General features: G+C 60.1%; 21 protein-coding genes and 1 tRNA gene. 8 read left to right on the top strand and 14 right to left on the bottom strand.

All coding sequences use genetic code 11. The features are described 5' to 3' along the window. Window positions 1–358 precede the first annotated feature (358 nt). Window positions 359–1,393 (top strand): aspartate-semialdehyde dehydrogenase, encoded by a 1,035-nt coding sequence (locus CFBP4996_RS10830; protein ID WP_003522626.1) that lies wholly within the window; start codon window positions 359–361, stop codon window positions 1,391–1,393. A gap of 215 nt (window positions 1,394–1,608) precedes the next feature. Then, window positions 1,609–2,424 (top strand): lytic murein transglycosylase, encoded by an 816-nt coding sequence (locus CFBP4996_RS10825; protein WP_003522625.1) that lies wholly within the window; start codon window positions 1,609–1,611, stop codon window positions 2,422–2,424. Window positions 2,425–2,597: 173 nt separating this feature from the next. Here the strand turns inward: CFBP4996_RS10825 and CFBP4996_RS10820 are convergent, their stop codons facing one another. Together CFBP4996_RS10820 and pdxY are read right to left on the bottom strand one after the other, a co-directional pair. Further along, a complete protein-coding gene (locus CFBP4996_RS10820; RefSeq protein ID WP_006312112.1) occupies window positions 2,598–3,239 on the bottom strand; it encodes a carbonic anhydrase in 642 nt (213 codons plus the stop codon). A 175-nt stretch (window positions 3,240–3,414) separates the two neighbouring features. Continuing rightward, window positions 3,415–4,290, bottom strand: a complete 876-nt coding sequence (gene pdxY, locus CFBP4996_RS10815; protein WP_003522623.1) for a pyridoxal kinase PdxY — start codon at window positions 4,288–4,290, stop codon at window positions 3,415–3,417. Window positions 4,291–4,515: 225 nt separating this feature from the next. Here pdxY and CFBP4996_RS10810 point away from each other — a divergent pair, with 225 nt between their 5' ends. Beyond that, a complete protein-coding gene (locus tag CFBP4996_RS10810; protein ID WP_080850929.1) occupies window positions 4,516–5,976 on the top strand; it encodes a phospholipase D-like domain-containing protein in 1,461 nt (486 codons plus the stop codon). A 49-nt stretch (window positions 5,977–6,025) separates the two neighbouring features. Further along, the gene (locus CFBP4996_RS10805) at window positions 6,026–6,871 is read left to right on the top strand and encodes an endonuclease/exonuclease/phosphatase family protein (RefSeq protein WP_080850931.1); all 846 of its coding nucleotides are present in this window, start codon (window positions 6,026–6,028) and stop codon (window positions 6,869–6,871) included. A 59-nt stretch (window positions 6,872–6,930) separates the two neighbouring features. On the opposite strand, the gene CFBP4996_RS10800 is transcribed toward CFBP4996_RS10805, so the two are convergent. From CFBP4996_RS10800 to CFBP4996_RS10785, 4 genes are all read right to left on the bottom strand, one after another. Then, window positions 6,931–7,125: a hypothetical protein gene (locus tag CFBP4996_RS10800; RefSeq protein WP_003522620.1), complete on the bottom strand. Its 195-nt coding sequence runs from the start codon at window positions 7,123–7,125 to the stop codon at window positions 6,931–6,933. A 290-nt stretch (window positions 7,126–7,415) separates the two neighbouring features. Then, a complete protein-coding gene (locus CFBP4996_RS10795) occupies window positions 7,416–10,610 on the bottom strand; it encodes an efflux RND transporter permease subunit (protein ID WP_020809338.1) in 3,195 nt (1,064 codons plus the stop codon). Window positions 10,611–10,741: 131 nt separating this feature from the next. Then, complete coding sequence (locus tag CFBP4996_RS10790; RefSeq protein ID WP_080850934.1) at window positions 10,742–11,932, bottom strand: efflux RND transporter periplasmic adaptor subunit; 1,191 nt, start codon at window positions 11,930–11,932, stop codon at window positions 10,742–10,744. Between the two features lie 181 nt (window positions 11,933–12,113). After that, a complete protein-coding gene (locus CFBP4996_RS10785) occupies window positions 12,114–12,920 on the bottom strand; it encodes an alpha/beta hydrolase fold domain-containing protein (RefSeq protein ID WP_020809339.1) in 807 nt (268 codons plus the stop codon). Between the two features lie 249 nt (window positions 12,921–13,169). Here CFBP4996_RS10785 and CFBP4996_RS10780 point away from each other — a divergent pair, with 249 nt between their 5' ends. Further along, window positions 13,170–14,069 (top strand): LysR family transcriptional regulator, encoded by a 900-nt coding sequence (locus tag CFBP4996_RS10780; protein WP_080850937.1) that lies wholly within the window; start codon window positions 13,170–13,172, stop codon window positions 14,067–14,069. A 9-nt stretch (window positions 14,070–14,078) separates the two neighbouring features. Here the strand turns inward: CFBP4996_RS10780 and CFBP4996_RS10775 are convergent, their stop codons facing one another. Then, the gene (locus CFBP4996_RS10775; RefSeq protein WP_080850939.1) at window positions 14,079–14,978 is read right to left on the bottom strand and encodes a LysR family transcriptional regulator; all 900 of its coding nucleotides are present in this window, start codon (window positions 14,976–14,978) and stop codon (window positions 14,079–14,081) included. Between the two features lie 191 nt (window positions 14,979–15,169). Between CFBP4996_RS10775 and CFBP4996_RS10770 the strand changes: the two genes are divergently transcribed. Further along, window positions 15,170–16,351: an MFS transporter gene (locus CFBP4996_RS10770; protein WP_080853090.1), complete on the top strand. Its 1,182-nt coding sequence runs from the start codon at window positions 15,170–15,172 to the stop codon at window positions 16,349–16,351. A gap of 61 nt (window positions 16,352–16,412) precedes the next feature. Beyond that, window positions 16,413–17,246 (top strand): aldo/keto reductase, encoded by an 834-nt coding sequence (locus CFBP4996_RS10765; protein WP_080850940.1) that lies wholly within the window; start codon window positions 16,413–16,415, stop codon window positions 17,244–17,246. Window positions 17,247–17,397: 151 nt separating this feature from the next. On the opposite strand, the gene CFBP4996_RS10760 is transcribed toward CFBP4996_RS10765, so the two are convergent. Then, window positions 17,398–17,472, bottom strand: a tRNA-Gly gene (locus CFBP4996_RS10760). Window positions 17,473–17,857: 385 nt separating this feature from the next. On the opposite strand from CFBP4996_RS10760, the gene CFBP4996_RS10755 reads away from it, so the two are divergent. Next, window positions 17,858–18,079 carry a hypothetical protein gene (locus CFBP4996_RS10755; RefSeq protein ID WP_004443464.1) on the top strand — a complete coding sequence of 74 codons (222 nt, stop codon included), beginning with the start codon at window positions 17,858–17,860 and terminating at the stop codon, window positions 18,077–18,079. A gap of 78 nt (window positions 18,080–18,157) precedes the next feature. On the opposite strand, the gene dps is transcribed toward CFBP4996_RS10755, so the two are convergent. The 6 genes from dps to CFBP4996_RS10725 form a co-directional block, all read right to left on the bottom strand. After that, on the bottom strand, window positions 18,158–18,646 hold the full coding sequence (dps, locus tag CFBP4996_RS10750) for a DNA starvation/stationary phase protection protein Dps (protein ID WP_059758872.1): 489 nt from the start codon (window positions 18,644–18,646) through the stop codon (window positions 18,158–18,160). A gap of 122 nt (window positions 18,647–18,768) precedes the next feature. Beyond that, entirely contained in the window at window positions 18,769–19,527 is a 759-nt protein-coding gene (locus CFBP4996_RS10745) for an iron ABC transporter ATP-binding protein (protein ID WP_080850942.1), read from the bottom strand. Next, window positions 19,524–20,492 (bottom strand): iron chelate uptake ABC transporter family permease subunit, encoded by a 969-nt coding sequence (locus CFBP4996_RS10740; RefSeq protein ID WP_080850944.1) that lies wholly within the window; start codon window positions 20,490–20,492, stop codon window positions 19,524–19,526. Before CFBP4996_RS10740 ends, CFBP4996_RS10745 begins: the two co-directional genes overlap by 4 nt. Beyond that, a complete protein-coding gene (locus tag CFBP4996_RS10735; RefSeq protein WP_162935816.1) occupies window positions 20,485–21,450 on the bottom strand; it encodes an ABC transporter permease in 966 nt (321 codons plus the stop codon). The genes CFBP4996_RS10740 and CFBP4996_RS10735 overlap by 8 nt, the downstream gene beginning before the upstream one ends. Window positions 21,451–21,643: 193 nt before the next feature. After that, the gene (locus CFBP4996_RS10730) at window positions 21,644–22,582 is read right to left on the bottom strand and encodes a siderophore ABC transporter substrate-binding protein (RefSeq protein ID WP_080850947.1); all 939 of its coding nucleotides are present in this window, start codon (window positions 22,580–22,582) and stop codon (window positions 21,644–21,646) included. Window positions 22,583–22,898: 316 nt separating this feature from the next. Next, entirely contained in the window at window positions 22,899–23,156 is a 258-nt protein-coding gene (locus tag CFBP4996_RS10725; protein WP_003522606.1) for a hypothetical protein, read from the bottom strand. Window positions 23,157–23,220: the final 64 nt, after the last annotated feature.

Genomic DNA, 23,220 nt, shown 5'->3' with positions numbered 1-23,220 from the left:
ATGCAAGGCGTCCCGAAAATGTCGCGAGGCCGATTTGACGTCTTGCGCAAGACGTCTGCAAACGCGCCTTTTTTCTTGACACAAACAAGAAACCTTCTAATAGCTTCTCGCGAAGAAGGAGCATCACCTTGCGCATGCATGTTGCAGACATGTTCGTCATGGAAGGACCGGCACAATCCGCCGGCGATGATCCGCGCCTTTCTCATTCTACCCGAATTACGGCCAAAACGACGATTAAAACCGTCTAACGTCTCTGGCCACCGCTCTCTCCCCGGTTTGGCTGGGGATCGAGGAAGCCGCGATCTGATGCGGGTTCCCACCTCACCAAAAAGAGGAGAGACAGAAAGAGAGCTTGATCATGGGTTTCAAAGTTGCAATTGCAGGCGCCACCGGCAACGTCGGTCGCGAAATGCTCAATATCCTGGCCGAACGCGGTTTCCCCGCCGATGAAGTCGTGCCGCTCGCTTCCGCCCGCTCGCAGGGCACGGAAGTCTCCTATGGCGACCGCACGCTGAAGGTCTCGAACCTCGAGAACTACGATTTTTCCGACACGGATATTTGCCTGATGTCGGCCGGCGGCGATGTTTCCAAGAAGTGGTCGCCGAAGATCGGCCAGCAGGGCTGCGTCGTCATCGACAACTCTTCCGCATGGCGCTACGACCAGGACGTTCCGCTGATCGTTCCGGAAGTCAATGCCGATGCGGTTGCGGGCTTCACCAAGAAGAACATCATCGCCAACCCCAATTGCTCCACGGCACAGCTCGTCGTCGCGCTGAAGCCGCTGCATGACTTCGCCAAGATCAAGCGCGTCGTCGTCTCCACCTACCAGTCGGTTTCCGGCGCCGGCAAGGAAGGCATGGACGAGCTGTTCCAGCAGACCCGCGCCGTCTTCGTAGCCGATCCGGTCGAAGCCAAGAAGTTCACCAAGCGCATCGCCTTCAACGTCATTCCGCATATCGACGTCTTCATGGAAGACGGCTACACCAAGGAAGAGTGGAAGGTTCTGGCCGAAACCAAGAAGATGCTCGATCCGAAGATCAAGGTAACCTGCACGGCCGTGCGCGTTCCGGTCTTCATCGGCCATTCGGAATCGGTCAATATCGAGTTCGAAAACGAGATCACCGCCGATCAGGCGCGCGATATCCTGCGCGAAGCGCCGGGTTGCCTCGTCATCGACAAGCGCGAAAACGGCGGCTACATCACCCCGGTTGAATCCGCCGGTGAGGACGCGACCTATATCTCGCGTATCCGCGAAGATGCGACGGTCGAAAACGGCCTCAATCTGTGGGTTGTTTCCGACAATCTGCGCAAGGGTGCGGCTCTCAACGCCGTCCAGATCGCCGAACTCTTGATCAATCGTGGTTTCATCAAGCCCCGCAAGGCGGCAGCCTGATACCATTTTTTAAGGTTCGTTAAGTATAACCCGTCTGTTCTGTGTGGGGCAGGCGGGTTTCATAATTGGCGACGATCACGGCCAGTTTATTTGCAGGCCTTGCTGCCGAAAGGCAATTTAGGCCGCCAAAAGACAGTTTTGGCACCTGAATCATACAGTATTGACGGTTTGGTTCTCGGGAAAAATTCCCCAAAGGATATCGAAGGCAGATTTTGATGCGGGCAATGAAGGTAATTCTGGCTGGTGTGGCCATGGTTTCGGTTCTGGCAGCGACGCCGGTTATGGCTGCGCAATGCGGCAACACTTCGGCGGGCTTCGATGCCTGGGTCGGCGCCTTCAAGCAGGAAGCGGCGGGCCGCGGCGTCAGCGCCTCGGTGCTCGACCGTGCTTTCTCCGGCGTCTCCTACAACCAGGCGACGATCCGCGCAGACCGCGGCCAGCACAGCTTCAAGCTCTCCTTCGAACAGTTCATGCAGAAGCGCGGCGGTCAGACGATCATTTCGCGCGGCAAGACCATGAAGAAGAACAACGCTTCTCTCTTTGCTTCCATCGAGCGCGCCTATGGCGTGCCGGCCGGCCCGCTGCTCGCCATCTGGGGCATGGAAACCGGCTTTGGCGGCTTCATGGGCAACCAGCACACGCTTTCCGCCGTGGCGACGCTTTCTTTCGATTGCCGTCGTTCGGATTACTTCACCGAGCAGCTTTATGCGGCCCTCAAGCTCGTCGGCAGCGGTTCGCTGAACGTCAACGCCAAGGGTGCGGCCCATGGTGAAATCGGCCAGACGCAGTTCCTGCCGCTGAACGTCGTGCGTTACGGCGTTGATTTCGACCGCGACGGCCGTATCGATCTCGTCGGCTCGCGCGCCGATGCGCTGGCCTCCACCGCGAACTTCCTTGTCGGCCATGGCTGGCAGCGCGGCGCCGGTTATCAGCAGGGACAGGCGAACTACGCCGCCATCCAGGGCTGGAACGCCGCAAGCGTCTACCAGCAGGCCATCGCCTTCATCGGCAAGGCGATTGACGGCCAATAAGGCCGCTTTCCACGGGCTAAAATTTCACTTCCGTCATGCCGGTCCCCGGAACAAGCCCGAGGATGATCCGGCATCCAGCCACGGCGCGTCTGCGCCGTGGAGAAGTCTTGCTCGATCAAGGACTTGATCGCGCTGGACCCCGGATCAAGTCCGGGGTGACGAGGCTTTGAAAATCACAGATCCGGGCGACGAAAATCGCCCGTTTTGCTGTCCATCACCCACAATTCGCCGGTCGAAATATCGAACCATGCGCCGTGCAGCTTCACCTTGCCGGCGGTTTCCTGCGCCTTGACGAAGGGGAAGCCGCGCAGATTGGCGATGGAGTTGCGGATGGAAACCCGTTCCAGCGCGGTCTGGCGCTCGGAAGCGGTCATGACATCGTTGCTCTGGATCTGCTCGGCGGCCGACTTGACCATGTTCATCCATTTGCCGATGAAATCGCCCGGCGACAGCGGTTCGAGATTGGGATCGAGCGCTGCCTGAATGCCGCCGCAGCGGCCGTGGCCCATGACGACGATATCCTTCACCTTCAGAACCTGAACGGCATATTCGATAGCCGCCGAAGTGGCGTGGTACTGCCCGTCCGGCTCGAAGGGCGGCACCATGTTGGCGACGTTGCGGACGACGAAAAGCTCTCCCGGTCCGCAGTCGAAAATGGTTTCCGGCGCGGAGCGGGAGTCACAACAGGCAATGAACAGGGTCTGCGGCTTCTGTCCGGTGTCGGCCAGAACGCGGTATCTTTCGCGCTCGTCAACATAGCGGCCGCTCATGAAGTTCTTGTAGCCGTTGAGAAGGGTTTCCGGAAAATCTTTCATCTATCGCAGTACCGTTGTGGTTGGACCGAGATCAAGAAAAGAACTCGGTGCGTTGAAGACCAATCCTTTGGAGCATTTTCGCCTTTCTTCGAACCGCGAAACCGCTCCAACTCCTTGTTTGTCGCATTTCCGGACGGAAAACCGAGGGCCACTTTTCCTGGAAATGCTCTAGCCGCTATTTGCGCTTGCTGCGCGAAGGATGCAAGAGATGGCGCATCTGCACCATTGCCATGGGTGTGGAGAGGCTGGAAGAGTCCGTCTCCAGCGTCAGTTCGTTCATGTCGCGTTTTTTGGTGCGCGCCAGAATTTCGAACACGCTGGCGGTTGCGAGCTGCAGCGCCTTTTCGTCATCCATGCCTTCCAGCAGGCGGGCGAGGAACAGCGCCGACATCAGGTCGCCAAGGCCGTTCGGCGCATTCTCAATGGCGCGATGTTCGGCAAGCAGCGCGTGGCGGCCGCTGAGATAAAGATTGCCGGTGCCGCCCGTCATCATCGGCACGGCTGAGGTGACCAGCATTTTCGGCGGGCCGAGGGCGAGCGCGGCATCCATGATGGCATTGTTGGTCTCGAGCTCCGCGCCGCTCATCCAGGCCAGCTCGTAACGGTTCGGCGTGGCGACGGTTGCAAGCGGGATGAGGTGATCGCGGATGGCTTCTGCGGTCTCGAGCGGAATGTAAAGCCCGCCCAGATCGCCCATGACCGGGTCGCAGGCGTAAATCAGCGCCGGGTTCTTTTCCTTCAGATTGCGGATCAGCCTTGCGACGGAGCGCACCTGCGCGGCACTGCCGAAATAACCGGTCAGAACAGCCTTGACCTCGCCGATCCATTTGGCGTTTTCGAGGTCGGTCATTGCCTTGTCGAAATCGTCGTCCTGAAAGCGCATCCGGGTGGAAGGGCCGTGGCCGGGATGCCAGGGCATGACGATGGTGGGCACCGCCCAGACCGGATAACCGAGTGTCTCCAGCGCAAAGACAGCGGCACGATTGCCGACGGAGCCACGCATGACATGGCTGGAAATGACGATGACGGCGCCCTGTGTATTTTCCTGCATCACGGCCTTCTTGCTTTCAAACGAGGCAGAAAGCCCGCAAGTGCACCCCGCCTTGCCACTGCCCAAAGATCAAGATGCGCTCTCATGACATATCGCAAGGCCGGTTTCCACCGTTAATCCCGCAAGGGTCTGTCCCGCAAAAGCATGGCGCGGTCAGGTTCTCTGTCTCTGCCAGCGCTACCTGCCTGTCATTGCGAGATTGCCGAAGTACTCTATAGTTGTAGCATGCTCGATCTCGTCATTGCCTATTGGCCGCATATCCTTGCCGTTCTCTCGATTTTGATGGGAACCGTGGCGGCCGTGCATGCCACGATGACGAAGGAGGAGGTCCGCTCCGCGCTCGGTTGGGTCGGCGTCATCGTGCTGTCGCCCATCGTCGGCGCGGTCATCTATGCCATTGCCGGCATCAACCGCATTCGCCGGTCCAACATCACGCAGCAGCGGTCCTTCATGCAGGACGAGATCATGGATCGCGTGGCGCGTCTGGATGCCAGCGGCGAGACGATAGCCGCGCGCTTCGGACGCCGGTTCGAGGCGATGAAGACGCTGGGCGACCGGGTGACGCGCCATGCGCTGACGACAGGCAACGGCATAGAGCCGCTGGTGACGGGGGATGCCGCCTATGCCGCCATGCTGGATGCCATCGACGAGGCGAAGCGGTCGATCATTCTCGAAACATATATTTTCGACAATGACCGGATCGGCGCCCGCTTTGTCGCGGCGCTCGAAAGGGCGAAGTTTCGCGGCGTGGAGGTGCGGGTACTGGTGGATGCGGTGGGTGCGCGTTATTCGGTGCCAAGCATCCTGCCGACGCTCAGGGAAAAGGGCATCGTCTGCGATGTCTTCAACGGCAACGTCATCATGGGGCTGCGGCTGCCCTATGCCAATCTGCGCACCCACCGCAAAATCCTCGTGGTGGACGGGCGCATCGCGTTCAGCGGCGGCATGAATATCCGCGAGGGTTTCACCCAGGAATTCGGCGGCGAAAGCCAGTCGCATGACACGCATTTCAAGATCACCGGGCCGGTTGTATCGGATTTTTTCTCCATTGCGGCGGAGGACTGGCGCTTCACGACAAGGGAGCTTCTGGATGCGCCGGTCTGGGATATCGCCATTCCCGATGGCGTGCCGGGCTCGCAGATCGTCGCCCGCGTCTGCTCCTCCGGGCCGGACAAAAGTATCGAGACCAGTCACAAGATGCTGATGGGCGCGTTTTCCGTCGCGCGCTCCTCCATTCTCATCATGTCGCCCTATTTTCTCCCCGATCGGGAGCTTATTTCGGCGCTCATAACCGCAGCAAGGCGGGGAGTCGTGGTGGATATCATCGTGCCGAAAAGCAACAATCTGGTGCTTGTGGACAGGGCGATGACGGCGCAGTTCGACCAGATGCTGAAGAATTACTGCCGCATCTGGCGGGCGACGGGGGCTTTCAATCATTCCAAGCTTCTGGTGATCGACGGGCGCTGGAGCTACATTGGCTCTTCCAATCTCGATCCGCGTTCGCTGCGATTGAACTTTGAGATCGATCTCGAAGTTATGGATGAGGAATTCGCCGCGACAATCGGCGAGCGCATCCGGGATGCACGGGCAACCGCCTTGCCCGTGCGGCTCAGCGAACTGAATGCGCGGCCATTCGTTGTCCGTTTTGTGGAGCGTGTCCTGTGGCTCGCTTCGCCTTATCTTTAGAGTGCGGTGCGTCCGACAGGGCGCTGCGCGAGACCGGAGGCATCGACGCGTGAAAAAGAACGGTTTGCTGGATGATGAAAAAACGGCTTTGACGAAAAACACCAGCCTGTCCGCCTTCGTCATGCAGTCGCTGCGCGACCGCCGCCAGCGCCAGAATGCGGCGCCAGCGACGAAAGATCATTCCTTCCCCGTGATCGCCTCCTACAATGTGCATAAATGCGTCGGCCGCGACCGCAAGTTCGACCCCGATCGCACCAGCCGCGTCATTCAGGAAATCGGCGCTGACATCATCGCCCTTCAGGAAGCGGACAGCCGTTTCGGCGAGCGCACCGGCCTGCTCGATCTCGCGCGGCTGGAGCGGGAAAGCGGCCTTATCCCCGTGCCCGTGCAGGCCGGCGTGAAGGCGCATGGCTGGCACGGCAATGTCGTGCTGTTCAAGGAAGGGGCGGTGAGGGATGTGCATACGCTTAAATTGCCGGGGCTGGAGCCGCGCGGCGCGCTCGTCGTGGAGCTGGATCTCAAACGCGGCGGCACGCTGCGGGTCATCGCCGCCCATTTCGGACTTCTCAGACATTCCCGCGCCCAGCAGGCGAAAGCATTGATCGGCCTTCTGGAAGCACGCAACGAATGCGCGACCATCCTCATGGGAGACCTGAACGAATGGCGTCTCGGCAACGGGTCGTCGCTCAATACGTTCCGGGATGCTTTTGGCGCTTTGCCGCCGGCGGTGCCGAGTTTTCCGTCCAACCTGCCGGTGCTCGCGCTCGACAGGATCATCGCCAATCGTGAAGGGTTGATCGAGCAGGTGGAGGCGCATGACAGCGCGCTGGCGCGCATCGCCTCGGATCATCTGCCGTTGAAGGCCGCAGTGCGGACCGACCTGCTTCCGGCCTGATACCGCTGCGGAAGATATGCCGCAAGCAGGAGACCGGAGCCAGGCACGGGGTAAAGCCGCTACGCCGCCGTCAGATGGCTGCGCGAACGCGCTTCCAGCAACGATGTGCGAATGGCTTCCATCAGTCGCTCACGGTTGTTTCTGGTCTTGCTTCTGTCCAGATTCTGCGCGGAAAGCGCCAGATCCAGACCTTCATGCATCACTATCGAATAGGCAACGGTCGTTGCCCAGTTTTCGTATTCCTGCTCCATCATGCAGCCCCTGAACTAAATCATTTAGTCCGAATCACCCTGTTCTTGAGAATCTACCACAAAATACAAAGCATAAAATAGCATCGTTTCTTGCCGATCCGTCGAGTTGGTGCGGATATATTGATTTTTGGCAGGTTCAATGCGGGACAATATAGGCGATTTTCCCGCTTAAGCATTTGAAACCGATTCTATTTCAGTGGAGTCGCATAGACGTTTCCAGGCATAAAAACGCCGCGCATCGGGGGATGCGCGGCGGGCTTGCTTCGAAGGTGGCGGTGGATGGGAGTGCGGTCTCAGCCGGCCTTTTCGAGCTTGTAGTCCGAATTGGCCGGTTCTTCCTGCTTGTGCTGGATGAGCGGACGATTGCCCGCCAGCCTGCGCACCAGCACGTAGAAGACCGGTGTCATGAAGATGCCGAAGAACGTTACGCCGATCATGCCGGAGAACACCGCGACACCCATGGCCGCACGCATTTCCGCACCTGCACCGGTGGAGACGACCAGCGGCACCACGCCCATGATGAAGGCGAGCGAGGTCATGAGGATCGGGCGCAGGCGAAGCCGGCTTGCCTCGATGGCCGCCTGAAGCGGCGTTCGTCCTTCGAATTCCAGTTCCCGGGCGAATTCCACGATCAGGATCGCGTTCTTCGCCGAGAGACCCACAAGGACGACAAGGCCGATCTGCGTAAAGATGTTGTTATCCCCTCCCGTCAGCCAGACGCCCGTGAGGGCCGCAAGCACACCGAGCGGGACAATCAGGATGATCGCAATCGGCAAGGTGAGGCTTTCATATTGCGCGGCGAGCACGAGATAGACGAGCAGCAGCGCCAAGGGGAAGACCACGATGCTGGAATTGCCGGCCAGAATCTGCTGGTAGGTCAGGTCCGTCCATTCGTAATCGACGCCTGCGGGCAGGGTTTCGGCAAGGATTTTTTCAATCGCCGCCTGCGCCTGTCCCGAGGAGAAGCCCGGTGCCGGACCGCCGTTGATATCGGCCGCAAGGAAGCCGTTATAACGGTTGGTGCGCTCCGGCCCCGTCGTCGCATTTACCTTCAAGAGCGTCGACAGCGGGATCATCTGACCCGATGCGGAGCGAACCTTCAGGCGACCGATATCTTCGGCATGCGCGCGGAACTGGGAATCCGCCTGAACCCGCACGCTGTATGTCCGTCCGAAAGCATTGAAGTCGTTGACATAGAGCGAGCCGAGATAGATCTGCAGCGTCTGGAAGACGTCGCTGACGGATACACCCAGCTGTTCCGCCTTGGCGCGGTCGAGATCGGCGAAGAGCTGCGGCACGTTGATCTGATAGCTGGAGAAGATACCCGCCAGCTCCGGCGTCTGATAGGCCTTGCCGATCACCGCCTTCGTCGCTTCATCCAGCGTCTGATAGCCGTAGCCGGCGCGGTCTTCGATCTGCAGCTTGAAGCCGCCCGTCTGGCCGAGACCGTTGACCGGCGGCGGCGGGAACATGGCGATGAAGGCATCCTGAATGCCCGCATATTTCTGGTTCAGCTGCATGGCGATGGCGCCGCCGGACAGTTCTGGTGTCTTGCGTTTTTCGAAATCATCGAGAACCGCAAAGACGATGCCGGAATTGGAGCCGATGGTGAAGCCGTTGATCGACAGGCCCGGGAAGGCGATGGCGTGGCTGACGCCGGGTGTTTCGAGCGCGATGTCGCTCATCCGCTTGATGACGCTTTCGGTGCGGTCAAGCGTTGCGCCGTCCGGAAGCTGGGCGAAGCCGATCAGGTACTGCTTGTCCTGCGCCGGCACGAAGCCGCTCGGGACGGTGGTGAACATGCCGTAGGTGGCGGCCACCAGCGCCATATAGACCATCATGACAAGGCTCTTGCGCGTCACCAGCCCGCCCACGGTCTTGCCGTAGCCGTTCGAGGCTGCGCCGAAGGCGCGGTTGAAGCCGCGGAAGAACCAGCCGAGGATCTTGTCCATGAAGCGGGTCAGCCAGTCTTTCGGTGCGCCGTGTTCCTTCAGCAGCAGGGCTGCAAGAGCGGGCGACAGCGTCAGCGAGTTGATGGCCGAAATGACGGTGGAGATGGCGATGGTCAGTGCGAACTGCCGGTAGAACTGGCCGGACAGGCCGGAGATGAAGGCAAGCGGCACGAAAACCGCAACCAGCACCAGCGCAATCGCGATGATCGGCCCGGACACTTCGCGCATCGCCTTATAGGTGGCGTCACGCGGCGAGAGCCCGTTTTCGATGTTTCGTTCGACGTTTTCCACCACCACGATCGCGTCATCCACCACGATGCCGATGGCGAGAACGAGCCCGAACAGCGTCAACGCGTTGATGGAAAAGCCGAAGGCATACATGACGGCGAAGGTGCCGATGATCGAGACCGGAACGGCGATCAGCGGAATGATCGAGGCGCGCCAGGTCTGCAGGAAGAGGATGACGACAAGCACCACGAGGCCAACGGCCTCGAGGAGTGTGTCGACAACCTTCTCGATGGAGGAGCGCACGAATTTCGTCGTGTCGTAGACGATTTCGTATTTCACCCCGTCGGGCATTGCCAGCTGCAGATTGTCCATCGTGGCGCGGACATTGTCGGCGATTTCGATGGCATTGGAGCCGGGAGCTTGCAACACGGCGACAGCCACGGCGGGTTCGCCGTCCAGCAGTGAACGCAGCGTGTAATCGGCCGCACCGAGTTCGATGCGGGCGACGTCGCGCAGGCGCGTAATTTCACCATTGGCGCCGCTCTTGACGATGATGTTGCCGAATTCCTCCGGCGTCGTCAGACGGCCCTGGGCATTGACGTTCAGCTGCAGGTCGACGCCGTTCGGGCTCGGTGAAGCGCCGATGACGCCGGCTGCTGCCTGCACGTTCTGCTGGCGGATGGCGTCGGAAACGTCGCTTGCGGCCAGATCATGCTCGGCCACCTTCTGCGGGTCGAGCCAGACGCGCATGGAATAGTCACCTGCGCCGAAGACCTGCACCTGGCCGACACCTTCGATGCGGGCAAGCCGGTCCTTGACGTTCAGCGTCGCATAGTTGCGCAGATAGGTGATGTCATAGGCGTCGGTCTTCGAGACGAGGTTGACGACCATGATGAAGTCGGGCGAGCTCTTGACGGTGGTGATGCCGAGTGCGCGGACTTCCGCCGGCAGGCGCGGTTCGGCCTGCGACACGCGGTTCTGCACCAGCTGCTGCGCCTTGTCAGGGTCGGTGCCGAGCTTGAAGGTCACGGTCAGCGTCAGCACGCCGTCGGACGTCGCCTGGCTGCCCATATAGAGCATGTCCTCGACACCGTTGATCTGTTCTTCCAGCGGTGTCGCGACGGTTTCGGCGATAACGGTCGGGTTCGCGCCGGGATAGGTGGCGCGGACAACGACGGATGGCGGAACGACTTCGGGATATTCCGAAATCGGCAGGGCGCGCATGCCGAGTAGGCCTGCCACCACAATCAGGATCGACAGAACGCCGGCGAATACCGGCCTGTCGACAAAAAATCTGGAAATATTCATATCCAGTCCCTCTCCGGGTCTTTGGGAATGCGAAGGCCGTTCCGGCGGCAATCCTGCCGCCGGTGAAGGCCGGTTCTGTCTGAAGGGGCGTCTCGCGAAAGCGCGGGACGCTTGCTGATCAAAGAGGCGGGTTACTGCGAAGCAGCAACCTTGTCTTCCGCCTGCGGTGCGATGGTCGCGCCGGGGCGAATGCGCTGCAGACCGTTGACGACGATCGTATCACCGGCGGCGAGGCCGCTTTCGATGATGCGCTGGCCATCGGCCGGTGCGCCCGGCTTGATCTGGCGGTAGCTCACCTTGTTTTCGGCATCGACCACGAAGACGAAACGCTTGTCCTGATCCGTGCCGATGGCCCGGTCGCTGATGACGATGCGGTTCTCCGGCTTCGGTTCACCCATGCGTACCCGCACGAACTGGCCCGGAATGAGCCTGCCGTCCGGATTTTCGAAGACGGCGCGGACACCGATGGTGCCGCTTGCCGAATCCACCTGGTTGTCGATCAGGTGCAGCGTGCCCTTGATCGGCGTGCCCTCATCCGAAAGCGTGCCGATTTCCACCGGGATCTGTTCGAGGGCGGGCAGGGCGCCGTCCGTCTGCGGCAGTTCGGCAAGCGCCTTGGCCACGACGCCTTCGCTGGCGTTGAAGCTGGCATAGATCGGGTTGACCGATACCAGTGTCGTGAGCGCCGGCGAGGTCGAGCCGGCGGCGACGAGGTTGCCGGCGGTGATTTCGATACGGCCGACGCGGCCGGAAACCGGGGCGAGGATTTCGGTATAACCGAGATCGAGCTGAGCCGTGGTCAGGGCTGCGCGGGCGGCGCGAAGCTGGGCTTCGGCATCCGCAAACGAGCTTTGACGCTGGTCGAGATCGCTCTGGGAGATGGTGCGATTGTCGGAAAGCCTGCGGCCACGGTCGAGTTCCGTTTTGGCAAGGCTGACCTTGGCTTCGGCCGAAGCAACCTGTCCTTCAGCGCCTGCAACGGCAGCCTGATAAGGGGCCGGGTCGATGGTGAAGAGAGGATCGCCTTCCTTTACCAGCGCGCCTTCGCGGAAATGCACGGCCTTGATCTGGCCGGCGACGCGGGAGCGGATCTGCACCCGGTCAACGGCTTCGAGACGGCCGGAAAACTCTTCCCAGCGCATGACGTCGCGGCTTTCCACCTTGGCGACGGTGACCGGGATCGCCGGCGTTTCGGCAGGCGTGGAGGCGGCCGTGGCATTGCGGCTGGTGGGGAGGTCGAAAAACAGTGCTGCGGCTGCAACGGACATAGCAAGCCCGATACCGGCGCCCGTCAGGGCCCGGCGCTTTGTGTTCAGCGTCATGGGTTTCTCCTTGGCTCCCGATCAGGAGCCGGTCAGTTTCTCTATCTCTTTGCTTTTTCGCATTTCCGGACAGGAAACCGGGGTCCACTTTTCCTGGAAATGCTCAAACTCTTTAGTTCTGTCGCATTTCCGGACGGAAAACCGGTGGCCACTTTTCCTGGAAATGCTCTCGATGCGGTATTCAGTGTTTCAACTGGTCAACGAAGGTCTTGAACTCCGAACAGACGGATGAAACCCATCCGCCGCCCTCTCCTTGATAAAGCCCCGTCCAGCCGACGCCGGCGGGGAAAACATGCTGCCGGACGCTGACACCGGAGGCGATGAGGCGGTCTGCATAATTGACCGTTTCGTCGCGCAGAGGGTCGTCCTCGGCGGTAAAGATCAGCGCCGGTGCCACCCGGTTCAGCCGCGTGCACTGGCAGGGCGCGGCATAGGGGTGGAAAAACCCGCACGCCTTGGCAAGGTAATGGCTCCAGCCATCGGCCCAGCGCTGGCGCATGCCGATCCTGTCCGCATCGCGGAAGGATTCCGTCGTCATCATCGGGTCGATCATGGGCGACAGAAGAATCTGGCCTGCGAGTTTGCCCGGCATGCGGTCGCGGGCCTTCAAGGCAAGCCCCGCCGCCACATTGCCGCCAGCCTCTTCGCCGGCCACGAACAGCAGCGATTTCGCGCCGCCATAATGCTTGCGGTCCCGGCTCAGATGATCGAGCGCCTCATAGGCGCAATCGATGACCATCGGAAACTCGTTGCCGGACGGCTTGCTATAGTCGGCTTCCACGACCACTGCGCCGCTTTCCGCAAGCGCGCGGGCCACCGGAAGCTCGGGGCAATTGCCGCCCGGCTCGAGACCGGGTTCCAGAAACGATCCGCCGCGCAGATAAAGCACGACAGGCGGATGGCTGCAGAGGCAGGAACCTTCATAACGGCGCACGGAGAGCTTCGACGCGGACGTCTCGCTACCCATATTTTCCCAATGCGCGTTCATGACTCCAAATCCTTTGCGCCGCCACTTAAAGCGTGTTGCGATCCTTCGGATACGCTCCTGCGCTTTAAGTTTTTATCTTGCCGCATGTCGTCACCGCAAAACCGCAACGCACTTTTGCGCGACATGCTTGAGGGCGGATCATATTGCAAAATCTGAAATCCATATTATTGTTCGGATCGAAACGATCAAGCATGCAAATTTGAAAACACTATTCCGAAATCACGGATAATCATATCTCCGAGGCAGTGAATGGATCAGCTCTCCGCCATGCGGGTTTTTACGCGGGTCGTGGAAACCGGCAATTTCAGCCGCGCCGCCACCGCGCTGAACATGCCGAAAACCACTGTCACCAATATGGTGCAGGCGCTGGAGGCGCATCTGCACACCACACTTCTTAACCGCACCACGCGTCGGGTGATGCTGACAACGGACGGCGCTCTCTATTATGAGCGGGCCTCACAGATTTTATCGGAAATCGAAGAACTTGACGGTAGCATGTCCAGCGCGCAGGTGCAGCCCTCCGGCCGGTTGCGGGTGGAAATGGCCGGTGTCTTCGCGGACTTGGTGGTTATCCCACATCTTTGCGAATTTTACCAGCGTTATCCGCAAATCCGTCTCGATCTCGGTGTCGGCGACCGTCTGGTCGACTATATCGCGGAGAATGTCGACTGTGCGCTGCGGGTCGGCGTGCTGCGCGATCAGTCGCTGATTGCCCGTAAAGTCGGCGAACTCCGGTTCGAGACATTCGCCTCTCCGTCCTACATCGAAAATTTCGGCATGCCGCAAGAACCGGAGGATCTGGAGAAGGAGCATTATTCGGTGGGCTACCTCAATGCCACCACCGGCCAGATCATGCCGGCCTCCTTCGACAATGGCGTGCGCAGCGTCGAGCTGACCCCGAATTATGTCGTCTCGGTCAATGACAGCCGCACCTATCTCAATGCGGCGCTGGCCGGCATGGGCATCGTGCAGCTTCCCGTCTTCATGGTGAAGGATGCGCTTTCGCGGGGCGAGCTGGTGCCGGTGCTTTCCGAATGGCGGCGCGAGGCCATGCCGATCTATGTGGTCTATCCGCAGACCCGGCATGTAACCAACAAGGTCCGCGTTTTTGTCGACTGGCTGGCCAAGCTGATGCACGGTCTGGTCTGAGGCGGCCAGTCACCGCCCGACCCTTGCCGCGACAAAATCGATGAAGGCGCGCACGCGGGCGGCCAGGTGTTCGTGACCGGCATAAACCGCGTGGATCACTTCCATTTCCTCGGCATTATAGTCTTCCAGCACCGGCACGAGCAGGCCCGCCTCGATATCCGGCTCGATATGAAATTCGCCGACTCTTCCCAGCCCCAAGCCCGTCAGGCAGAGCCTTCGCATGGCCATGCCGCTGTTGATCGAGACGTTGCCCGTTACGGGCAGGCGGTAGACTTCCGTAGAACCGGGGTTGCGAAACGCCCATTCGTTGAGGCTGCGGCTGAAATTGAAGCTGAAGCAATTGTGCCGCGCCAGATCCTGCGGTTTTTCCGGCATGCCGTGTCGTTCGATATAGGCGGGGGAGGCGACGATGACGCGACGGACTTCCTTCAGCTTTCTCGCCTTCAGGGATGAATCTCCCATCGCGCCCGAGCGGATGGCGATATCGGTGCGTTCCTCGATCAGGCTGATGACGCCGTCGGTCAGCGAGATATCCAGCTCGATTTCCGGATAAAGCGACAAAAATTCCGGCGCAAGCGGCAGGAGATAACGTTCGCCGAAGCCCAGCGTGGCGTTGACGCGCAAAAGGCCGCGCGGCACCACCTTGCCGCCGCTCGCCACGATCTGCTCGGTCTCGGCTATGTCGGCGAGAATGCGCCTTGCCCGCGCAAGATAGACTTCGCCCTCCGGTGTAAGCGTGACAAGCCGGGTGGAGCGGGCAAGCAGCCGGGTGCCGAGGCGGTCTTCGATACGTGTGACAAGCTTGCTCACCGCCGAGGGTGAAAGCTTCAGCCTGCGCCCGGCGGCGGAAAAGCTGCCGAGTTCGGCCGCCGCCACGAAGACTTCCATTTCTCCGGCCCTGTTGTCCATCGCCGCACCGCCTGTGAAATCAATTCAAAGGTATTTATCCGACCTTGCCGATTATCATGCAAGTCCCCTTCGCCCATATTGCGTCCATAGATTTGATCCAACCGGACGGCGTCGCTGTCCAAACGATCCAAACCGACAGCATCGCTGTCCAGAACGCCCGCGATCCCGCTCCGGGCGAAGAGGTATTCGTCATGCCATTGGCCATATTTGCCCTGACGATCGCGGCCTATGCGATCGGCACCACGGAGTTCGTGATTGTCGGTCTTCTGCCGACCGTCGCGACCGATCTCCACATCACCCTGCCGCTTGCCGGCCTCATCGTCAGCGTTTATGCGCTGGGCGTCACCTTCGGTGCGCCGATCCTGACGGCGCTGACCGGCAGGATCGAACGAAAGCCGCTGCTGCTCGGCCTGATGGCCCTGTTCGTCATCGGCAACAGCGCGGCCGCCCTGTCGCCCAGCTATGAGATGCTGCTTGTCGCCCGCGTCATCGCCGCCTTCGCCCATGGCGTCTTCTTCTCGGTCGGCTCCACCATCGCCGCCGATCTCGTGCCGGAAAATCGTCGCGCCTCGGCCATTGCTATGATGTTCATGGGGCTGACGGTCGCCATCGTCACCGGCGTTCCGCTCGGCACCTATATCGGGCAGGTCTTCGGCTGGCGTGCGACCTTCTGGGTCGTTGCCGCCCTTGGCGTCATCGCCTTCTTCGGCATTGCGACGCTTCTGCCGAACACGCTCAAGAAGGCGCCGCCGGCGAGCCTCTTCGATCAGGTCCGTGTTCTCGGCTCCGGTCGCCTGCTCATCGTTTTCGCCATGACCGCGCTCGGTTACGGCGGCACCTTCGTCGCCTTCACCTTCCTTGCGCCGATCCTGCAGGATGTCACCGGCTTTTCTGAAAAGAGCGTCAGCCTGATCCTCGTGCTCTATGGCATCGCCATTGCGGCCGGCAATATCGGCGGCGGCAGGATCGCCAACCATAACCCGGCCAGGGCGCTGATCGGCCTCTTCCTGGCGCAGGCCATCGTGCTGCTCGTCTTTTCCTTCGCCGCCTTCTCGCCGGTGCTGACGCTGATCACGCTTGCCGCGCTCGGCTTCCTGTCCTTCGCCAATGTTCCCGGCCTGCAGCTTTATGTGGTGCAGCTTGCCAAGGAACATCGCCCCGGCGCCGTCGATGTCGCCTCGGCGCTCAACATCGCCGCCTTCAACCTCGGCATCGCCATTGGCGCATGGCTTGGCGGTCTGGTGGTGGAATCGCCGATGGGTCTTGCCGCAACCCCGTGGGTCGGCGCCATCCTCGTCGCCGTGGCCCTGCTCCTGACCCTCTGGAGCAGCACGCTCGACCGCCGCGCCGCGCTGACGCTGAAAACCGCCTGAACTTTTCATAAAATTCCCGGCCGCTCCCAAGTCGGCCGGGCCACTTCAAAGGAGAAAATATATGTTTGATGTTACCGCAAATGGCGCTTCGATCCCGGCGCTGGGTTTCGGCACGTTTCGTATTCCCGGTGCCGATGTGCTGCGCATCGTTCCCCATGCGCTGAAAGCCGGTTTCCGCCATATCGATACCGCCCAGATCTACGGCAATGAGGCCGAAGTCGGGGAAGCTATCGCTGCTTCGGGTGTGGCACGGGGCGACGTGTTTCTGACCACCAAGGTCTGGGTCGAAAACTACAGGCACGATGCCTTTCTCGCCTCCGTGGATGAGAGCCTGAAAAAGCTGAAGACCGATTATGTCGACCTGCTGCTGCTGCATTGGCCGAACGAGGCGGTTTCGCTTGCCGAACAGATCGGTGCACTGAACGCGGTGAAGGAAGCGGGCAAGGTTCGCCATATCGGCGTTTCCAATTTCAGCACGGCGCTGATGGCCGAGGCGGTGAAGCTGTCCAAGGCCCCGATCGTGACCAACCAGATCGAATACCACCCCTATATCGATCAGGACGTGGTTATCGCCGCGGCAAAGGCCGCCGGCATGTCGGTGACGGGTTATTACGGCATGGCCGACGGCAAAGTGTTTAACGATCCGGTGCTGAAGGAAATCGCCGCAGGCCGTGGCAAGTCCGTGGCGCAGGTGGTGCTGCGCTGGCTCGTGCAGCAGCAGGGTGTCATCGCACTGTCGAAGACGGTCAGCGAAGCCCGCGTCGATGAAAATCTCGCCATCTTCGATTTCGAGCTTTCCGCCGATGAAATGGCGGCGATCCGTGCGCTTGCCAGGCCGGATGGTCGCATCGTTTCGCCGGAAGGGCTTGCACCCGTCTGGGACAAGGCCGCCTGACGATAAAGGACCGGGGAGGAAGCGCCCTTCCCGGTTTCCCCATGTATGGGAAATCCTCGCGCATTTCGCACGGTGATGCGCGTCACAGCCCATGGAAACGACGCGTCTCACATCGGGTGCAGTGAAGATATATCTGCCTGTTCTGGAAATTTGGAGCGGGCGAAGGGATTTGAACCCTCGACCCCAACCTTGGCAAGGTTGTGCTCTACCCCTGAGCTACACCCGCTCAAATCCACCGGTCCGGGGTAGTTCGCTGAACCGTGGGCCACCGAAGCGGCGACGGGTGCTATATCGCTCAATCGTTTTTGGAATGCAACAGTTTCTTTTGCGGTTTCGGTGGAAATCCGCCTGTCTGCGGATTTATCTGAAATCTGGCGGCCATCACGGGCTGACGCGAAGGGAATTTCTACTGAAGATATTGTTTCAGCTGGTTTTTATCTCCCTGTCACGAGGGTGGCGGCCGGCGGGGAGGCCAGAAAATAACCTATTTACATTTGGTTAAAATCTGATTCGACAAGTGATTCGTTCGGGTGTACAAATTTCCTGTCCACGAAAAAATCGAAACGATATTGGGAACGATACTTGGCATATCATCATCGGGAGGATGAGCCTTGTCGTACGCAGCTTTTGAAAGAGTTGGCGCACAATTGTCGCCAGAACAGATCACCGATCTACAGAATATTTTCGATGGCGTATGTTTCGAGTGCCTTCAAGATCGCAGCAGCCATGTTGCCAATGAGTGCGCAGCGGTTTTGATCCGAAGCGCCCAGCGCGGCATTCTCGACCATGAAATGTTGCGCGACATAGGGCTTGCGGTCTTACGTCGGCATTGATTGCGCCATTCCGTTAAAAAAAAGCGCCCGGGTATCTCGGGCGCTTTGCTGTTTGGGCAGGCAAGAGCCGTTTCCCGCTCAGCTCTTTTCCTGCACATGCGCTTCGAGGAACCACAGCGACTTGTCGAGATCGCGCGAGGCTGCGGTGAAGATATCCGCCGTCGTTGGGTCGCCCGCCTCGTCGGAATCGTCGATAGCCTTGCGGATCATGTTCGCGACTTCGCCATAACGCTCGATCAGTTCGTCGAGATGGTCGTGGATCTTGTAGATATCGGTCGGATAGGCCTTGAGCTTCGTCGTGGACGAGACGGCTTGCAGGCTGCCGAGTGCCGTGCCGCCAAGCTGGACCACACGCTCTGCGATGGTGTCGCCGTGATTGTCGAGCTGGGTGCGGAAAGTGTCGAGAAGCTCATGCACGGCGATGAATTGTGGGCCCTTGAGGTTCCAGTGCGCCTGCTTGGTGATGAGTGCAAGGTCGATCACCGAGGCCAGCGATTCGTTGAGAATGCCGATCACGGTCGACTTGGCGTTGGAAGGCAGGTCGTTCTTCGTCTTGTGCGTCTTCATCGATGTCTCCTGAAGTTGCGGACGGAATGCCGCTTTGGAAAAGTCCGTCGTTTAACGTCCGGGCCTGTGGCCCTGTTCCATGCTAAGCACTGGGACAGCAAAAATCCTGCACAATCATCATGTCATTCGTAAAACAGGCAGATGCGCCGGCCGTCTATCTCATTGACGCGGATCGGCATGTCGTAGATGTCCTTGAGGACGTCCGGACGGATGATCTGTTCCGCCGGCCCCTGATGGCAGATGCGGCCTTCGCGCATGGCGATGATGGTGTCTGAATACCAGGAGGCGAAGTTGATGTCGTGCAGCACCAGAACCACGGTCTTCTTCAGCTCGTCGGCGGCGCGGCGCATGATCTTCATCATGCTGGAGGCGTGTTTCATGTCGAGATTGTTGAGCGGTTCGTCGAGCAGCACGTAATCGGTATCCTGGCACAGCACCATGGCCACGAAGGCGCGCTGGCGCTGGCCGCCGGAAAGTTCGTCCAGAAACCGGCCGGCAAGGGTTTCGAGATGCAGATATTCCAGCGCCCGGTCGATATGGACCTTGTCCTCGATGGTGGGGCGGCCCTTGGAATAGGGGTAACGGCCGAAACCGACGAGGTCGCGCACTGTCAGGCGTGAGGAGATGTGGTTGTCCTGCCGCAATATGGAGAGCCGCTTCGCCAGTGTATCGGAAGGGGTTTTCGTGACATCCAGACCGTCGACGGTCACCGTTCCGGCATCCATCGACATCAGCCTTGCGACGATGGAGAGCAGCGTCGATTTTCCCGCACCGTTCGGCCCGATGATGGAGGTGACGCCGCCTGCCGGAATGGAGACGGAGACGCCATCAACGACGAGGCTGTCGCCATAGGATTTGCTGATCTGACTGGCGATTATCATCGCGCACCCCGCTTCAAAATAAGACCGATAAAGACAATGCCGCCGAGAAATTCGATGATGATCGAGAGCGCCGTATCGAAGGCGAAGACCCGCTCCAGCACCACCTGGCCGCCAACGAGGCAGATCACGGCGATGAGGATCGCCGCCGGCAGCACATAGGCGTGTTTGCCGTTGCCGGCGAGATAATGGGCAAGGGCTGCGACCAGCAGGCCGAAGAACATGACCGGGCCGACGAGCGCCGTGGAGACGGCGACGAGCACGGAGACCAGCACGAGGATGACGGTGACCGTGCGCTTATATTCAACCCCGAGGCTGATGGCCGTCGCGCGGCCGAGCGAGAGGACGTCGAGCGTGTGCATCAGCCTGAGCCCGATGATGGTCACCACGCCGATGATGATGGCGGAGACGGCAAGAAGCGTCGGATCGATGGAATTGAAGCTGGCGAACAGCACATCCTGCAGCACCGTATATTCATTGGGGTCCAGCACGCGCTGCATGAAGCCCGAGAGGCTGCGGAAGAAGACGCCGAAAACGATGCCGACCAGCACGAGAAGATGCAGGCTGCGTTCCGCGCCGACGAAAAGCCAGCGATAGAGCAGGGCGGAAAAGGCGACGAGCAGGGTGGTTTCGGCGAGAAACTTCAGTTGCGGATCGATCATGACGACCGTTGCCGAGCCGAAAACGAAGATCAGCCCGGTCTGCATCAGCACGTAAAGCGAATCGAAACCCATTACCGAAGGGGTGAGGATGCGGTTGTTGGTGACCGTCTGGAACAGCACGGTAGAGACCGCGATGGCATAGGCCACCAGCAGCAGCGACAGAAGCTTGATGCCGCGAAACGGCAGCACGAAGCTCCAGCTGCCCTTGGCGCCCAGCGTCATGAAGGCAGCCATGGAGATGAGTGCGAATGCCGCAAGCACGAGCAGAACGGTTTTTGCACGCCGGTCGGGATGTCTCTCACGCATGGTGGCGTTTCCGCAGCAGGAGATAGAGGAACAGCGCGCTGCCAATGACACCGACCACGGTTCCGATGGGTATCTCGTAAGGCGCGCGCACGGTTCGGCCGATGATGTCGCAGGAAAGCACGAAGACCGCGCCGAGCGTCGCCACCCAGGGCACGGAGCGGCGCATATTGTCGCCGATCATCAGGCTGACGACATTCGGCACGATCAGCCCGAGAAAGGGGATCATGCCGACAGTGACGACGACGACTGCGCTGACCAGCGAGACAATGGTGAGGCCGAGCGCCATGACCCGACGATAGTTGAGGCCGAGATTGGTGGTGAAATCGCGGCCCATGCCGGCGACGGTGAAGCGGTCGGCGGCGAGATAGGCGGCGATGGCGAAGAGGAAGCCGATCCACAGCAATTCATAACGGCCGCGCAGCACGCCGGAAAAATCCCCCGTCATCCATGCGCCCAGCGATTGCAGCAGATCAAAACGATAAGCGAAGAAGGTGGTGACGGCGGAAATGACGCCGCCCAGCATGATGCCGATCAGCGGCACCAGCAGCACGTCGCGCAGCGGCACTTGCCTGAGGATACGCAGGAACAGCGCGGTGCCGGCGAGCGCGAAGACGGCGGCCACCAGCATTTTGCCGAAGATCGGCGTGTCCGGCGCCAGCAGGGTGACGGTGAGCAGGCCGAGGCCGGCGGATTCGGTGGTGCCCGCCGTCGAAGGCTCCACGAAGCGGTTACGCACCAGCATCTGCATGATGAGACCGGCAATCGCCATCGAGCTTCCGGCCAGTATCAGCGCCAGCGTGCGCGGAATGCGGCTGACGAGCAGCACGCGCAGCGCGTCTGCACTCGTGTCCGGTGCGAAAAGCGTTGTGAGCGAAACGTTGCTCACGCCGACGAACAGGCTGACGATGGCGAGCGTCAAGGCCAGAAGAAGGGCAAGGATGAGGGACAGGGATTTCACGTTGGCGATTTTTCGAAAATGGTGAAAGCTCCCGGTGGCTTGGCAGGCTGTCGAAACAGGTGTCCGACCTCTCCTTTGTCATCCTCGGGCTTGACCCGAGGATCCACAACCTGACGCGCGATGGATCCTCGGGTTAAGCCCGAGGATGACGTCGGGTGTGGAGCAGCCTTCAGGATCGGATGCCCGGCAGTCTTTACGACTTCTTCTCGGAGACGGCCTTGTAGACCTGATCGAGTAGGGTGGAGAGCGCCGTATAACCGCTGCTGACGATATAGGCCGCCTGCGGATCGAGATAAACGATCTGCTTTTTCTTCCAGGCATTGGTCTGGTGCACCAGTTCGTTATCCAGCACCTGCGCGGCCGCCTTGCCCGGATCGGTGGCGCGGCCGATGCCGGCATCGCGGTCGATCACGAACAGCCATTCGGGGTTGACCTCGGCCAGATATTCGAAGGAGACGACATCGCCGCGGTCGAAACGGTCGTCGATGTCGGCGGCGACCGGCTTGAAGCCGATTTCGGTGTGCAGCCAGCCGGTGCGAGAGCTCGGGCCATAAACGCCGACCTTGCCGGCATTGGTGACGAGGATCATCGCCGTGCCGGAATTGGGCGCGATTTCCTTCAGCTTCGCCACTTTTTCATCGATGGCGGCGTCGAGCTTCTTGGCTTCTTCCTGCTTGCCGAAGATATCGCCGAGCTTGGTGATGTTGGCTTTGACGCTACTGATGAATTCCTTGGAATCCACCGACATGTCGATGGCGGGTGTGATCTTCGAAACGTCCGGATATTTCGCCCGCGAACGTCCGCCGACGATGACGAGATCGGCCTCTGCCGCATTGATCGCCTCATAATCGGGCTCAAACAGCGTGCCGACCTTCAGATATTTGCCGTCGGCATATTTCTGCAGATAGGTGGGCAGGTTGGAGCCGACGACACCGGCGGGCTCGACGCCGAGCGCATCGAGATTGTCGAGCGAGGGAATATCGAGAACCAGAACCTTCTTCGGCGCCGCCTTCAGCACGGTCTCGCCCTGCGCGTGCTTGATCGTCATTTCTTCGGCACTTGCCGTCATCGCGCCGAGGCTGAAGGCCGCTGCCGCCAGCAGCCGAAGGGGGAAGGTGAAGTTGATGGCCACTTATATGTCCCTTGCACTATGTTCCGAGCCGGCGGAAACGATCCCACCGGGTTAACTTGATGTTGATGATCAGCTTTATTGGCAAGGTCGGCGGAAATCAAAATTATGTTTTAGAACGGTTCTGAATTGCGGTGAGCGGGAAATGTGTGGGTGGAAAAGCATGGCCTGCAATCTGTCCGGACGTCATCCTCGGCCTTGTGCCGAGGATCTAATCACGTTGAACAAATCGATAGGTCGCAGATCCTCGGCACAAGGCCGAGGATGACGGAAGCACCGTTTTCGCACACGTCGCTAACCCGGTCTGTATCCGCACGTCTCAATCCGGCGGCCAGTCGCCGACGATTTCGCGCCTCTCCAGTTTCAGCGACCGATCCGGTTGCACGCGGTAGGTTTCGATCGCCAGCCGCCCGTCGCCCATCACGAATTCATTGCTGAGCGTGCTGCCGATGGGGGATTTGGTCAGTTTGGTGCGAGGCTGTCCGCCATAGGTGATGCTGCCGGGAATGGGCTCGACATCGGGGGCGGTGGTGCAGCCGGCAAGCGCCAGAACCATCATGATCGCAATCGTGCGCATGTTTTTCTCCTACGGTTGGCTCAATTCTATCATGGGCGTGCGTGCATCACACATCCCGTTGGCG

Source organism: Agrobacterium leguminum, assembly GCF_005144435.2.
GTDB lineage: Bacteria > Pseudomonadota > Alphaproteobacteria > Rhizobiales > Rhizobiaceae > Agrobacterium > Agrobacterium leguminum.
This window is presented reverse-complemented; position numbering and strand designations above follow the sequence as displayed.